The 14,478-nt window shown below is 53.9% G+C and carries 10 protein-coding genes; all 10 read left to right on the top strand.

Annotated features, from left to right (window positions below):
* The first annotated feature begins 7 nt into the window (after window positions 1–7).
* The 10 genes from IX84_RS02970 to IX84_RS02925 all read left to right on the top strand — a co-directional run bounded on the left by IX84_RS02970 (window position 8) and on the right by IX84_RS02925 (window position 14,440).
* Window positions 8–1,975 (top strand): glycoside hydrolase family 127 protein, encoded by a 1,968-nt coding sequence (locus IX84_RS02970; RefSeq protein WP_044216431.1) that lies wholly within the window; start codon window positions 8–10, stop codon window positions 1,973–1,975.
* Window positions 1,972–3,966 carry an alpha-L-arabinofuranosidase C-terminal domain-containing protein gene (locus IX84_RS02965; protein WP_081968582.1) on the top strand — a complete coding sequence of 665 codons (1,995 nt, stop codon included), beginning with the start codon at window positions 1,972–1,974 and terminating at the stop codon, window positions 3,964–3,966. The genes IX84_RS02970 and IX84_RS02965 overlap by 4 nt, the downstream gene beginning before the upstream one ends.
* Before the next feature lies 1 nt (window position 3,967).
* The gene (locus tag IX84_RS02960) at window positions 3,968–5,656 is read left to right on the top strand and encodes a ribulokinase (RefSeq protein ID WP_044216427.1); all 1,689 of its coding nucleotides are present in this window, start codon (window positions 3,968–3,970) and stop codon (window positions 5,654–5,656) included.
* Complete coding sequence (locus IX84_RS02955) at window positions 5,653–6,351, top strand: L-ribulose-5-phosphate 4-epimerase (RefSeq protein WP_044216425.1); 699 nt, start codon at window positions 5,653–5,655, stop codon at window positions 6,349–6,351. Before IX84_RS02960 ends, IX84_RS02955 begins: the two co-directional genes overlap by 4 nt.
* Before the next feature lie 15 nt (window positions 6,352–6,366).
* Window positions 6,367–7,875 (top strand): L-arabinose isomerase, encoded by a 1,509-nt coding sequence (gene araA / locus IX84_RS02950; protein WP_044216423.1) that lies wholly within the window; start codon window positions 6,367–6,369, stop codon window positions 7,873–7,875.
* Window positions 7,876–7,886: 11 nt separating this feature from the next.
* Window positions 7,887–10,301 carry a glycoside hydrolase family 88 protein gene (locus IX84_RS31805; protein WP_081968581.1) on the top strand — a complete coding sequence of 805 codons (2,415 nt, stop codon included), beginning with the start codon at window positions 7,887–7,889 and terminating at the stop codon, window positions 10,299–10,301.
* 38 nt (window positions 10,302–10,339) lie between these two features.
* On the top strand, window positions 10,340–11,533 hold the full coding sequence (locus IX84_RS02940; RefSeq protein WP_044216422.1) for an aldose epimerase family protein: 1,194 nt from the start codon (window positions 10,340–10,342) through the stop codon (window positions 11,531–11,533).
* A 15-nt stretch (window positions 11,534–11,548) separates the two neighbouring features.
* Window positions 11,549–13,303 (top strand): sodium:solute symporter, encoded by a 1,755-nt coding sequence (locus IX84_RS02935; RefSeq protein ID WP_044216420.1) that lies wholly within the window; start codon window positions 11,549–11,551, stop codon window positions 13,301–13,303.
* 83 nt (window positions 13,304–13,386) lie between these two features.
* Entirely contained in the window at window positions 13,387–14,154 is a 768-nt protein-coding gene (locus IX84_RS02930; protein ID WP_081968580.1) for a glycoside hydrolase family 97 N-terminal domain-containing protein, read from the top strand.
* Window positions 14,135–14,440, top strand: coding sequence for a glycoside hydrolase family 97 C-terminal domain-containing protein (locus IX84_RS02925; RefSeq protein WP_044216416.1), 306 nt, complete (start codon window positions 14,135–14,137; stop codon window positions 14,438–14,440). The genes IX84_RS02930 and IX84_RS02925 overlap by 20 nt, the downstream gene beginning before the upstream one ends.
* The last annotated feature ends 38 nt before the right edge of the window (window positions 14,441–14,478 follow it).

Genomic DNA, 14,478 nt, shown 5'->3' with positions numbered 1-14,478 from the left:
AAGCAAAATGAAGCACACATTATATCTGGCTATCCTATCCTGTTTTGTATTCAGTTGCAGCACACAGGAAACACAGGTGGAAGCTGAAGTTTCCAAATACGCGGGTTATCGGATTGCTCCGGTAGACATACAGCATGTACGCATGACGGACGACTTCTGGCTGCCCATCATCAAGCGGGTACAGGAGCATACCATTGCCTACGCCCTGGACAAGTGCGAAGAGGAAGGCCGCATGGAGAACTTCCTGATTGCCGGCGGAAAGCTGGAAGGAGCCACCCGCGGGGCCATGCCATTTGATGATACGGATTTGTACAAAATCATAGAAGGCGCTTCTAATTCCCTGATCAGCGCACCTAACCCGGAACTGGAGCGCACCCTGGATACCCTGATTGATATCATTGCCGTGGGGCAGGAAGCAGATGGCTACCTCACCACCTGGCGGACCATTGACCCGGCCAAACCACCGGCCCCCTGGGTAAAGGTGATAGACGGCAAGCGCTGGGAATCACTGGAAGCCAGCCACGAAATGTACAATCCCGGGCATTTATACGAAGCGGCTTACACGCACTACATCGCCACTGGCAAAACCAACTTCCTGGATATCGCTCTGAAAAACGCCGACCTTTTGGTAAAGACCTTCGGGGATGGCGAAGGGCAGATTAGCACCGTGCCTGGGCATCAAATCATCGAAACCGGGCTCATCAAACTGTATATGGCTAGTGGAGAAGAAAAATACCTCCACCTCGCCAAATACTTCCTCGACAACCGGGGCAATCCGGACAACCATGAGCTCTTCGGGCCTTACGCTCAGGACCATCTGCCTGTAGTGGAGCAGAAGGAAGTGGTGGGGCATGCCGTCCGGGCAGTGTACATGTACGCGGCCATGACAGATATCGCGGTGCTGATGCGCGACTCCGCCTATGATCAGGCCGTACAGCAGCTCTGGGAGAATATGGTGGGTAAGAAAATGTACCTCACCGGCGGCATCGGCGCCCGGCACGATGGCGAGTCTTTTGGTGACAACTACGAGTTGCCCAACCTGACCGCCTACAGCGAAACCTGCGCTGCAATCGGTAGTGTCTACTGGAATCACCGCCTGCACCGGCAGCACGGGGACGTGAAGTACTACGATATCATTGAGCGCACGCTCTACAACGGGCTCATCGCCGGGCTGTCCCTGGACGGCACCCACTTTTTTTACCCCAATGCCCTGGAGGCAGATGGGGAGTACGAATTCAACCGGGGTGCCTGCACCCGGCAGGGCTGGTTCGATTGCTCCTGCTGCCCAACGAATATGATCCGGTTTATCCCTGCGGTGGCGGGGCTGCTGTATTCCAAGACAGAAGACACCCTCCTGGTGAATCTTTATGCAGGGAGCGAGGCTACAGTGGAGTTCGCCAGCAATAACTTAAAGATCAAGCAAGAGACGAATTATCCCTGGTCAGGTAAAGTACGCCTGACGGTTTCCTCCGAAGCGCCCAACCCGGTAACGCTGAAGCTGCGCATTCCCTCCTGGGCAAGAAATGAAGTCGCTCCGGGCGGGCTGTATCAGTACCAGCAAAACCAGCGTGCCACGCCCACATTGCGGGTCAACGGGCAGCCTGTCGAAGCAGACCTTGCAGACGGCTACTTTGCACTGACGCGGGACTGGAGCAAGGGCGCTGCCCTGGAGCTGGAGTTCCCCATGGTGGTCCGCAAAGTACGGGCCGATGAACAAGTGGAAGCCAGCCTCGGCAAGCTGGCGCTGGAGTACGGCCCTATTGTCTATGCCGTAGAGTCTTTCGATAACCCTAATGATTTTGAAAACCTAAGCATTGCCCCTGACGACACCTTCGAAGTGCGCTGGCAGCCTGAGTTGCTGGGGGGCGTCAATACCATAACCAACAACCAACTAACCGCTATACCTTACTACGCCTGGTCCAACCGGGGCATTGGCAAAATGAAGGTATGGCTGCCTAAACCGGAAATAAGATGAACAAAAGATTAATGCGACAAATTGGATTTCAATTGCTGATGCTGCTGGGTATCACTATTCAGCAGGCTATCGCGCAGACCCGGGCCCTCACAGTAGACGCTTCGGAGTCGATAGCGCCCATACAGCCTACCATGTACGGCATCTTCTTTGAGGACATCAACTTCGCAGCGGACGGCGGTTTGTACGCCGAAATGGTGAAAAACCGTGGCTTTGAATTTGTGGACCCTATGATGGGATGGCAGCAGCCCAACAGCGACCGCCACTCCATGAACCTGGAATCGGGATTCGCGACAGCTATCAAGTCGAAAGAATCCCCGGCTGATCAGACCTATATTCAGGTGCTGGTCAACAAGCCTGAAGGTTATGAGCTGATCAACGAAGGTTTCCGGGGCATGGGTGTTGAGTCCGGAGCGGAGTACCTGCTGTCCTTTGAAGGAGCCAAGGGCGAAGGAGAGGTCTCCCAGGTGGTCTTCACACTCATTGACGAAAGCGGTAAAGCCATCGGCAGCACTACGGTGGACCTGTCCGGAACCGACTGGAAGGTGTATGAGGCCTCCATCAAAGCCAAAGCCACCTCTGAAAAGGCGAAGCTTAAGCTCACATTCAAAGGAGCCGGCATCGTCAACCTCGACATGGTGTCCCTTTTCCCTAAAGACACCTGGATGGGCAGGGAAAAAGGCTTGCGCAAGGACCTGGTGCAGCTCCTGAATGACCTCGACCCCGGCTTCCTGCGCTTTCCCGGCGGCTGCATTGTGGAAGGCCGGACCCTGGCCCGCCGTTATCAGTGGAAAAAAACGGTAGGCCCCATTGAAGACCGGGAAATCCTGGTCAACCGCTGGAATACCGAGTTTGCCCACCGCCCCACACCGGACTACTTCCAAAGTTTTGGGCTGGGCTTCTTTGAATACTTTCAGCTGGCGGAAGATATGGGCGCAGCGCCCATGCCGATCCTGAGTTGTGGGATGGCTTGCCAGTTCAATACCGCCGAGCTGGTGCCCATGGATCAGCTGGACCCCTACATACAGGATGCCCTGGACCTGATCGAGTTTGCCAACGGCGATGTATCCACATACTGGGGAAAGCTCAGAAGCGATATGGGGCACCCGGAGCCTTTCAATATGAAGTACATCGGGATTGGCAATGAGCAGTGGGGCCCTGAATACATTAAGCGTTTCAAGGTTTTTGAAAAAGCCATCAAGGCTAAGTACCCGGAGATCATCATCATTTCCGGTAGTGGCCCTTTTCCGGACGGAGAGCACTTTGAGTACGGTATGGAGCAACTCTCGGAGCTGAATTCCGAAATCGTGGATGAGCATTACTACCGCCCGCCCAACTGGTTCCGGGAAAATGCCGACCGCTACGATAGCTATGACCGCAACGGGCCTAAAATCTTTGCAGGAGAGTACGCCGCCCAAAGTGTAGCCATCGCCAGCCCGGATAACCGGAATAACTGGAGCTGCGCCCTGTCTGAGGCTGCTTTCATGACCGGCCTGGAGCGCAACGCCGATGTGGTGGTCATGACCTCCTACGCCCCATTGATGGCCCATGCCGAGGGCTGGCAATGGACACCAGACCTGATTTGGTTCAACAACCTGGAGTCCTACGGCACCGCCAATTATTACGTACAGAAACTGTTTTCCAATAACCGGGGCACAGATCTGATTAGCATCACAGAGGAGGACAGTCCATTGACAGGACAATCCGATCTTTATGCTTCCGCCGTGAAAGATGCGAATACCAATGAGCTGATTATTAAAGTAGTGAATACCTCAAAATCGGCACAGGAGATCGACCTGGATTTCGAAGGGGCAAAAGTAGCCAGTAAAGCTATGAGCTACACCTTGCGCAGCGACGACCCGGAAGCCGTCAATTCCTTTGAATCTCCGAAGGGGATCAGCCCGGCGGCAGCAGAAATCTCCTTATCGAAAGGCCGCCTGCGCACATCTGTGCCTTCAGAAGCACTGGTGGTCTACAAAGTAAAAATCAAATAGCATGAAGAGTTATGTCATAGGATTGGACTATGGTTCGGACAGTGTCCGGGCGGTCCTCATTGATGCCGAATACGGGAACGAAATTGCCTCCAGCGTGCACTGGTATCAGCGCTGGCTGGAAAAGAAATACTGCGAGCCATCCCAAAATCAATTCCGTCAGCACCCGCTTGACCACATCGAAGGCCTGGAGAAAACCATCAAGGGCGTGATGCAGCAATCTGGCATAAAGGCTTCAGCAGTCAAAGGCATTTGTATTGACACCACCGGTTCTTCCCCCGTGCCGGTCACGGAAGATGGAACCCCTCTGGCCATGGTGCCTGGTTTTGAAGAAAACCCAAACGCCATGATGGTACTGTGGAAAGACCACACAGCCATTAGGGAAGCCGACGAAATTAACGATCTGGCCGCCAATTGGGGTGGAGAAGACTTCACCAAATACGAAGGAGGTATTTACTCCTCGGAGTGGTTCTGGGCTAAAATCCTGCATGTGGTACGGGAAGATCAGGCCGTTCGGGCCGCTGCCCACTCCTGGCTGGAGCATTGCGACCTGATGACCAATATTCTGATCGGGAATAAAGACCTCAGGCAACTCAAGCGCAGCCGCTGCGCTGCCGGGCACAAAGCCATGTGGCATGAGGACTGGGGCGGACTGCCCCCTGTAGAGTTTTTGGAGCAGCTGGACCCCTATCTGGCAGAGCTGCGCGCCCGTTTGTACAAGAACACCTACACTTCAGATGTAGTGGCGGGCCAGCTGAGTGCCGAATGGGCCAAGAAACTTGGGCTGACCACCGAAACGGTTATCGCGGTAGGCACCTTTGATGCCCACGCCGGTGCCGTTGGAGCTCAGATTGACGAGTTCAGCCTGGTGCGGGTCATGGGTACCTCCACCTGTGATATTATGGTAGCCAACCATAATGTAGTAGGCGACAAGACCGTGAAGGGCATCTGTGGCCAGGTAGATGGCTCGGTCATCCCCGGAATGATTGGGCTCGAAGCAGGACAGTCTGCTTTCGGAGATGTCCTGGCCTGGTTCAGGGAAGTACTGATGTGGCCTGTTGAAGAGTTGGTCATGAACTCAGGCGTGATCACCGCTGAACAAAAACAGCAACTGGCAGAAGAAATCGAAAAGCAGTTCATGGGCACCCTGACCAAGCAGGCGGAAGCCATTCCGTTGTCCGAAAGCCTGCCCACCGCTCTGGACTGGATCAATGGCCGCCGTACACCGGATGCCGATCAGTCGCTAAAGAGTGCGATTACTCACCTGTCGCTGGGCACCAAAGCACCTCATATTTTCAAAGCACTGGTGCATGCCATCTGCTTTGGCGCTAAGAAAATTGTAGAGCGTTTTGAAGAAGAGGGCGTGGAGATTCGAAAAGTAATCGGTATCGGCGGGGTGGCCCGCAAATCGCCCTTTATCATGCAAACGCTGGCCAATGTACTCAACCGGCCCATCGTGGTCGCCTCCTCCGACTATGCACCGGCTCTGGGCGCCGCCATCTATGCCGCTGTGGCTGCCGGGCTGTACCCTGATATTATTACAGCCAGCAAGAACCTGGGCAGCAGCTTTGAAGCCGAATATTATCCACAGGCAGATAAGGTTGCAGTCTTTAAGCCATTGATGGAGCGCTATGATGCCCTCAGCGGCTTCGTGGAGCAGATTACCCATAAAAACAAGATGACATTAGCATGAGCAAATACACAGAACTAAAGCGGGAATGCTACGAGGCCAACATGGAGCTCAATGCACTGGGGCTGGTCATTTACACCTTTGGGAATGTGAGCGCGGTAGACCGGCAGCACGGTCTGTTTGCCATTAAGCCCAGCGGGGTACCCTACGAGACGCTACGCCCGGAAGACATCGTGATGGTGGACTTTGACAATCAGATTGTGGAAGGCAGCCTGCGACCGTCTTCCGATACCCAAACCCATGCGTACCTGTACACGCAATGGGAAAACATAGGCGGTATAGCACACACTCACGCCACCTACTCGGTCGCATGGGCACAGGCGCAGCGGGATATCCCCATTTTTGGGACCACACATGCGGACCATCTGACAGCCGACATCCCCTGCGCGCCTCCGATGCGGGATGAGCTGATCGAAGGCAACTACGAGCACAATACCGGGATTCAGATTCAGGATTGCTTTCAGGAGCGTAGGCTTTCCCATGAGGAAGTCCCTATGGTGCTGGTGGGCAATCATGGTCCCTTCGCCTGGGGCAAGACCGCAGCCAAAGCCGTTTACCACAGCAAGGTGCTGGAAGCCGTTGCTGAGATGGCTTACCTCACTCTGCAGATCAACCCTCAGGCCCCGCGCCTGAAGGATTCACTAATTAGAAAACATTACGAGCGCAAGCATGGCGCCAATGCCTACTACGGGCAGTAAAATAACGCTGAACGAATGAGCAAAATGGAAAGTAAAGTAATTTGGTTTGTAACCGGCAGCCAGCATCTGTATGGTCCGGAAACCCTGGAACAGGTAGCTGCGAATGCTGCTGGTATTGTTAAGGGATTGAACGCGGCGGATGCGATCCCTGTGCACCTGATTAAGAAGGAGGTCGTCACTACGCCCGACAGTATTCAGCAACTTTGCCTGGCCGCAAACAATGATAACAACTGCATCGGTATCATTGCATGGATGCACACCTTCTCCCCCGCAAAAATGTGGATACGGGGTCTGCAGCAACTGCAAAAACCGCTTTGCCATCTGCATACGCAGTTCAATGCGGCCATTCCATGGCAAAGTATTGATATGGATTTCATGAACCTCAATCAGGCGGCGCACGGAGACCGGGAGTTTGGGTATATCATGTCCAGGATGCGCAAAAAAAGAAAAATTGTGGTTGGGCACTGGTCCTCCGCATCCGTACAGCAAAAACTACGGGTTTGGAGCCGGGTGGCTTTAGGTTGGCATGAGCTGCAACAGCTTAAGGTCGCCCGCATTGGTGACAATATGCGGGAAGTAGCCGTCACAGAGGGCGACAAAGTAGACGCACAGCTGCGTTTTGGTTTCTCCGTTAACGGCTATGATACTTCTGATGTCAATGCTTACATCAAAACAGTGTCTGACAAGCAGCTGAATGACCTGCTGGAGGTTTACGAAAGTGAATACCGCCTCACGAAAGCGCTGCAAAAGGGCGGAGACAGCCGGCATTCCCTGGAAGAAGCTGCACGTATTGAGATTGGCATGCGCGCCTTCCTGGAAGCAGGGGGCTTTGGTGCTTTCACCGACACCTTTGAGAACCTGGATGGGCTGAAGCAGTTGCCTGGCATTGCTGCGCAGCGGCTGATGGCTGATGGTTATGGCTTCGGTGCGGAAGGCGACTGGAAAACGGCTGCCCTGCTGCGCAGTATGAAAGTGATGGCGCAGGGGCTGGAGGGCGGTACTTCCTTCATGGAGGATTATACTTACCACTTTACGCCGGAGCGGTCTTACGTTCTTGGTTCCCACATGCTGGAAATTTGCCCCTCAATTGCCAATGAGCAGCCTTCCTGTGAGGTACACCCGCTGGGCATCGGTGGCAAGGAGGATCCGGTACGTTTGGTTTTTGATGGCAAGCCCGGCCCGGCCCTCAATGCCTCTTTGGTAGACATGGGGACCCGCTTCCGTCTTATTGTCAATGAAGTGGAAAGCTCCCTGCCTCAGGAAGATTTGCCTAATTTGCCGGTCGCCAGAGTACTGTGGGATGCCAAGCCAAACCTGGAGGTCGCTGCCACGGCCTGGATTCTGGCAGGCGGTGCACACCACACCGTGTACACGCAGGCCCTTACCACAGAATACCTGGAAGACTTTGCCGATATGGCAGGCATAGAGCTACTGGTAATCGATGAAGAGACCAGGGTTCGCTCATTTAAGGATCAGCTGAATGCGAATGAGGTGTACTATCACCTTTTTCAGCATAGGCTTTAATTTCGGCATTCATGAAAAATCAGGGACATAAAGGCGGGCTTTTGATAAGGAGAGGAGTGTACCCTATCCGGCTTTTTCTAAGCCTTGCCTTTCTGATGCTCTTGCTCGCCGGGACTTCCACTCCCGGCATGGCACAACGAGCAGAAAGCTACGAGACGCTAGCGGAAGACGGGGCCTGGTGTTGGTTTTCTGACCCGCGCTCGGTCTACCACGAAGGGGAGCATCAGCGTACTTATACCGGATTCGTAACCTCCACTGGCGATATTACCATCGTTTCGAAGGACCATCGGTCCGGTGTGTTAGTCACAAAGGTGCTTTACGAAAACGTGCAGGTGGATGATCATGTCAATCCTTCGCTGCTGGTTTTGCCCGATGGCCGGTTGATGGTGTTTTTTACCCGGCATAACGGCACACTGTACTATGCAAAAACCGAGAACCCCGAGGACATAACCTCTTTCGCAACCGTAGATTCTCTGGATTTAGGTAGTGAGCTCTGCTACACCAATCCGGTCCTATTGAGCGAAGAAGATAACCGGATTTACCTGTTCTCCCGCGGAGGGTACGACTGGAAGCCTTCCTTCGTCACTTCGGACGATCTGGGCGCCACCTGGTCCAAGCCACAAACCTTTGTTTCCAAAAAAGTAAACAACCCGATGAACCGGCCTTACACCAAGGTCGTGTCTGATGGGAAATCAAGCATTCACTTCGCTTTCACGGATGGCCATCCGCGGTTAGAGAACCACAATTCGATCTACTACCTGCGGTACGAAGGGGGGCGCTTTTTTGATGCTGGCGGGAAGGTGATTGGAGATACCAAACAACTGCCGCTCGTGCAGTCCGACATTCCTAAAGTATACGATGGCGTTGCCAGCAATCAGCGGGCCTGGATATGGGACCTTGCGCTGACGCAGGATGGGCGCCCGGCGATGGTGTACACGACCTTGCCGGAAGAAACCCTCCACTTTTACAATTATGCAGTTTGGGATGGCGAATCCTGGCAAAACACCAGGCTTTGCGAAGCTGGCAGTGCTTTTCCGCGCTTCCCGCACCCTAAGGAAATGCGAGACCCCGAGCCTCACTACTCCGGCGGTATCTGCCTGGACCACACCGACCCCAATCGGGTATACCTGTCCCGTCCCGTTGCCGACCGGTTTGAAATTGAGGAATGGACTACAGGCGATGGGGGGCAGACTTTTAGCTCACAGGCCGTCACCGTTCGGTCATTGCAGGACAATGTCCGCCCGGTAGCTGTACGCAATGCCCCGGAGCAGCTGAGCCCCCGCCTCATGTGGATGCACCTGGACCATTATGCGCATTATACCGATTACCGTACCCGCATCAAGACCAACCGGCCTGCAGAAGGGTTTGATGCCGCCATTTCACCATCTGCCATAAAAGAAGTCATGGGCGCTGTAGCGGACTGGCAAATCGGGCATCAGCATTTGGTGAAGCACCATCCGCTGGACTGGACCAACGGTGCGTTGTATTCGGGTATGATGGCCTGGTCGTTGGTGGCTCAGGATGAGCAATACAAAAACTGGCTCCAACAGATTGGGCAGCGGCACGCCTGGCAGCCCTTTTTCCGGATGTACCACGCTGATGATGTGGTGGTGAGCCAGATGTACCTCGATATGTATCAGCATCACCAAACTGAAGCCCGCTATCCTTACCGGATGCTGGCGCCGACCAAGGCACGTCTGGATTACGTCATCAACCACCCTTCTGAAGGTTCACTGTTGCTGGATTATTCGGATCCGCAAACTCTGGAGCGCTGGTCGTGGTGTGATGCGCTGTTTATGGCACCGCCGGTCTATGTAAAAATGGCCAATATCACGGGTGACGAGAAGTACCTCGAGTTTATGGACCAAGAATACAAAGCAACTTACGACTTCCTTTACGATAAGGAGGAGCATCTATTCTACCGGGACTACCGCTTTTTTCCAGAGCGTAAGCGGGAGGCGAACGGAGAAAAGATATTCTGGGGCCGCGGTAATGGCTGGGTAATGGGCGGACTGGTCTCCATACTCAAAGACTTGCCGAAAGACAGCCCCTACCGGCCGTTTTACGAAACCCTGTTCCGGGAAATGGCCGCCAAGGTCGCCTCTTGTCAGGAAGCAAGTGGGTTCTGGCATGCAAGTATGCTGGACCACGAAGCCTTCCCCAAACCGGAAACCAGTTCAAGTGCCTTCTTCTGCTACGCTTTGGCCTATGGGGTGCGCAGTGGGCTGCTGGACCGGGGTCAGTACGAGCCAGCCGTACAGAAAGCCTGGCAGGCGCTGGTCAGTGCCGTCTATCCGGATGGCAAGCTGGGCTGGGTGCAGCCAATTGGTGAAGACCCCAGGGACGTGACCGCTGAAATGACGGAAGTCTACGGGGTGGGGGCCTTTTTGCTGGCGGGCACAGAATTACTGCAATTGGCAAAATAGTTTGGCCATTGCTTAAAGAGACTTTAAAAAACAACCTAATGTTTATGAAAAAGAAAGGCTTATTCCTCCCATTCGCAGGGATACTGTTCCTGTTCGCTGCTCTGCTGAGTTCATGTGGCTCTAACCCTGAATCTGCCGAATCAACAGCTACGGAGTCCGAAGCTGCTGAGCCCCCGGTGATGATTACCAGTCAGGCATACGGGCAGCTGGAAGACGGGCGCACAGTAGACCAGTACCAGCTCAAAAATGCCAATGGCATGGCGGTAGAGGTTATTACTTACGGCGGGATCATTACTTCCTGGACTGCGCCGGACAAAACCGGTGCTTACGAAAATGTAGTGCTGGGCTACGACAGCCTCTCCCAATATCTTGCAAACAATCCCTACTTCGGTGCTATTATCGGCCGTTACGGCAACCGTATTGCAAAGGGGCAGTTTGCCCTGGAGGGCATCACCTACGAACTGGCCACTAACGATGGGCCCAATCACCTGCACGGCGGCCTCAAAGGATTTGATAAAGTCCTCTGGTCAGCAGATACGGCAACAACCGTGGAGGGCGCTTCCCTTATACTGAGGTACGAAAGCGCAGATATGGAGGAAGGCTATCCAGGTAATCTGTCGGTACAGGTTACCTACACGCTGACTCCCGATGACGCACTGCAGGTGGACTACGAAGCGACCACGGATAAGGCGACAATTGTCAACCTCACCCAGCATTCCTACTTCAACCTATCCGGTGACTTCAGCCAAACCATTCTCGACCATGAGTTGATGATTGCGGCAGATCAGTACCTGCCAGTAGATGCCACCCTGATTCCTACCGGCGAGCTCGCCCCAGTGGAGGGTACGCCCTTTGATTTCAGGGAAGCCAAAGCGATTGGGCGTGACATCGGAGCCGATCATCCGCAGCTGGAGCTGGGTAAAGGCTATGACCACTGTTGGGTGCTCAATGAGCAGGGCAGTATGCGCCGGGTAGCAAGTGCTTACCACCCGGGAACCGGCCGGCAGCTGGAAGTCTTTACGGACGAGCCCGGCATTCAGTTCTACAGCGGCAACTTCCTGGATGGCACGTTGCCGATGCCTGGCGGAGGCACCTATGGGCACCGCACCGGCTTTTGCCTGGAAACCCAGCACTATCCGGATTCACCCAATCAAAAAGACTTTCCATCAGTAGTATTACGGCCCGGAGAGACTTACGAAACACGAACCACCTTCAAATTTTCAACGAAGTAGACAACAACAAAAGACATGAGTGTACTAGCAACGATAGACTGGGTATTCATTGCCCTGTACTTTGTGATTATTTTGGGGATTGCCTGGTGGGTGATCCGGCAACAATCAGATACGTCTGATGATTATTTCCTGGCCGGGCGCAACCTGGGCTGGTTTGTTGTGGGGGCCTCCATTTTTGCCTCTAATATTGGTTCTGAGCACCTTGTGGGGCTGGCAGGCTCTGGTGCTACAGATGGTGTAGCCATGGCTCACTACGAGTTGCAGGCCTGGTGCCTGTTGGTGCTGGGTTGGGTACTGGCCCCCTTTTACATGCGGTCTAAGGTCTTTACAATGCCGGAATTTCTGGAGCGCCGCTTTTCGCCTACCGCAAGATGGGTACTTTCCATTATCTCCCTAATTGCCTATGTACTGACGAAAGTAGCAGTGGGGATTTTTGCCGGTGGTATCGTCTTCGGTGTGCTGGTGCCCGAAATCAGCTTCATGGGGCTGGACAGCTTCTGGATTGGGTCCATTCTGATGATTTTGCTTACCGGGCTCTACACTGTGCTCGGTGGGCTGAAGGCCGTAGCCTACACAGAAGCCATTCAGACCGTCATTCTGATCTTGGGCGCGGTCCTGGTAACCATCTACGGACTGGATGCTCTGGGCGGCTGGGGTGAGCTGCGCCGTATTGCGGGCTCCGAGATGTTCAACCTTTGGAAGCCGCTGGTGCCGGAAGGCGTAGAGGGTACCTGGGCGCCTGTGCTCACCGAAGATCGCATGGCCTGGTATTTCAATAGCAATTATCCCTGGGTGGGCATGCTGTTTTGTGCGCCTATTATCGGCCTTTGGTACTGGTGTACGGATCAGTACATCGTGCAGCGTATGCTGGGTTCTGCCAGCCTGACGGAAGCGCGGCGGGGCTCCATAGCCGCAGCTTTCTTCAAGTTGTTGCCGGTTTTCATTTTCATTATTCCTGGCATCATCACTTTTGCGCTGGCCATGAGTGGCAAAATAGATGCCATTACAGAGACGATGGTCGACAGCAATGGCGAACTGATCACTGTGAATGCCCAACAGGCCTTCCCGCTACTGGTGGCGACGGTGCTGCCGGCGGGTATCCGGGGTATTGTGGTGGCCGGGCTTTTGGCGGCGCTGATGAGCTCCCTCGCCGGTGTTTTCAACGCTTCCTCCACGCTGTTTACCATGGATTTATACTCCAAGTTCAAGCCGGATGTATCCGAAAAGACCCTGGTCCGCGTAGGCCGTATTGCTACTGGCGTCATGGTGGTCATTGGCTTGCTTTGGATACCGGTGATTCAGGGCAGCCGGGGGCTTTACGACTATCTGCAGAGTGTGCAGGGCTATTTGGCACCTCCTATATTCGTGGTCTTCTTCTTCGGCATTTTCAATAAACGCCTGAACGCAAAAGGGGCTCTTTCTGCCCTTATTGTTGGGTTTGGGCTGGGCCTCTTCCGCCTGGCCATTGATACGCCGGTGATGCTGACCGAAGGCTTTGCCTACGAAGAAGGCTCAATATTCTGGATTATCAACAATACTTTCTTCCAGTATTACAGCCTGTTTATCTTCCTGGTGTCTGCTGCAACCATGTTGATTGTCAGCTATGCCTCGGAAGCACCGGATTACAGCAAGATCAGCGGACTGACCTTCGGTACCGTAACCGCCGAGCATAAAGCAGAAACCAAATCCAGCTATACGCGTGGTGATGTGATCATCTCAGTGCTGGTGGTGGTATTGATTTTCCTGGCGTATATTTACTTCAACGGTTAAGCCGGAAGACTTTGGGGCTGAGACGAGTGGTGGTTCCAACGATCGTCTCGGCTTTCTGCCTGATTCTGTAAAGCCCTTACGATATGAAAACGCTCCACTTGTTCCCGTTGCTGCTGCTAAGCCTTTTGGGGTGCGCTGATGCAACGATTCCGCCTTTATCTAATGCCTCTGGCAGCCTGCAGTGTACGCTGGGTATTGATACGGAGGGTCAGCCATTTTACCTCTTGTCTTATCAAGGCGCTACGGTACTGGATACCTCCTACCTGGGTATTCGCCTGGAAGGTGCGGATTGCACCCGAGATATGGAATGGGTATCGGTAGGGGAGCCTTCCCTGAAGGCAGTGCGGTATTCCATGACGCATGGCAAGCAACAGACGGTCCGTTACACTGGGCAGCAGTACCGGGCTGTTTTACGGAACGCAGCCGGGTTTGAGTTGGAATTCCATTTTTACTTATCGGAACAAGGGTTTGCCTACCGCTACTATTTTCCGCGCGCACCAAAGGACAGTATCCTGGTTTTGGAAGAAGCCTCCGCGTATGGCTTTCCCAATTCTACACTGGCCTGGATGCAGCCCATGTCCAAAGCCAAATCCGGATGGAAGGAAACCAACCCGTCCTACGAGGAAAATTACCTGATGGAGGTTCCTGTCTCCACCCCTTCCCCAATTGGCGAAGGGTTTGTGTACCCGGCTTTGTTTAAGGCCGGAGCGCATTGGTTGTTGGCTACGGAAGCTGATTTGCACCCGGGTTATTGCGGCACGCGGTTGCGGTATGATAGTATTTACATCGGGCATTCAGCATATTGCCGAAATTCCGGAAGGGATGCAAAAAATGCCAGCGTACGTAGCTGATTACCTGCGGGATATCCCAACGCAATGGGAAGAAGTGAAATTCCTGGACGGATATCCGGGAAAATACGCAGTGATCGCACGCCGCAAGGGAGAAGTCTGGCACGTAGCGGGCATCAACGGAACGGATAAGGAGATTTCAGTGCGTTTAGACCTTTCATTTGCTACCGGGGAGCAGGGGGTACTGCTGTACGATGGCCCGGATGGGCAGATATGGAAAGGGGAAGCTTCGGCGGGCCCGACTGTTGTCCGCTTGCCAGGCAGCGGTGGTTTCGTGATTAAAATCTGATGAAGCACGCGCCCATGAATCAAATCAAGAAAAAGGAC

It is taken from the genome of Phaeodactylibacter xiamenensis (assembly GCF_000759025.1).
In the GTDB taxonomy this organism is placed as follows: domain Bacteria; phylum Bacteroidota; class Bacteroidia; order Chitinophagales; family Saprospiraceae; genus Phaeodactylibacter; species Phaeodactylibacter xiamenensis.
Note: the sequence above shows the minus strand (reverse complement) of the source record. Positions and strands in the feature narration are given on the sequence as shown.

What these genes read in the sequence shown, in the direction of transcription:
- IX84_RS02935 (WP_044216420.1), top strand. Translation starts at nt 11,549, where the DNA reads ATGAGTGTACTAGCAACGATAGACTGGGTATTCATTGCCCTGTACTTT.
- IX84_RS02960 (WP_044216427.1), top strand. Translation starts at nt 3,968, where the DNA reads ATGAAGAGTTATGTCATAGGATTGGACTATGGTTCGGACAGTGTCCGG.
- IX84_RS31805 (WP_081968581.1), top strand. Translation starts at nt 7,887, where the DNA reads ATGAAAAATCAGGGACATAAAGGCGGGCTTTTGATAAGGAGAGGAGTG.
- IX84_RS02925 (WP_044216416.1), top strand. Translation starts at nt 14,135, where the DNA reads ATGCCAGCGTACGTAGCTGATTACCTGCGGGATATCCCAACGCAATGG.
- IX84_RS02970 (WP_044216431.1), top strand. Translation starts at nt 8, where the DNA reads ATGAAGCACACATTATATCTGGCTATCCTATCCTGTTTTGTATTCAGT.
- IX84_RS02955 (WP_044216425.1), top strand. Translation starts at nt 5,653, where the DNA reads ATGAGCAAATACACAGAACTAAAGCGGGAATGCTACGAGGCCAACATG.
- IX84_RS02965 (WP_081968582.1), top strand. Translation starts at nt 1,972, where the DNA reads ATGAACAAAAGATTAATGCGACAAATTGGATTTCAATTGCTGATGCTG.
- IX84_RS02930 (WP_081968580.1), top strand. Translation starts at nt 13,387, where the DNA reads ATGAAAACGCTCCACTTGTTCCCGTTGCTGCTGCTAAGCCTTTTGGGG.
- araA (WP_044216423.1), top strand. Translation starts at nt 6,367, where the DNA reads ATGAGCAAAATGGAAAGTAAAGTAATTTGGTTTGTAACCGGCAGCCAG.
- IX84_RS02940 (WP_044216422.1), top strand. Translation starts at nt 10,340, where the DNA reads ATGTTTATGAAAAAGAAAGGCTTATTCCTCCCATTCGCAGGGATACTG.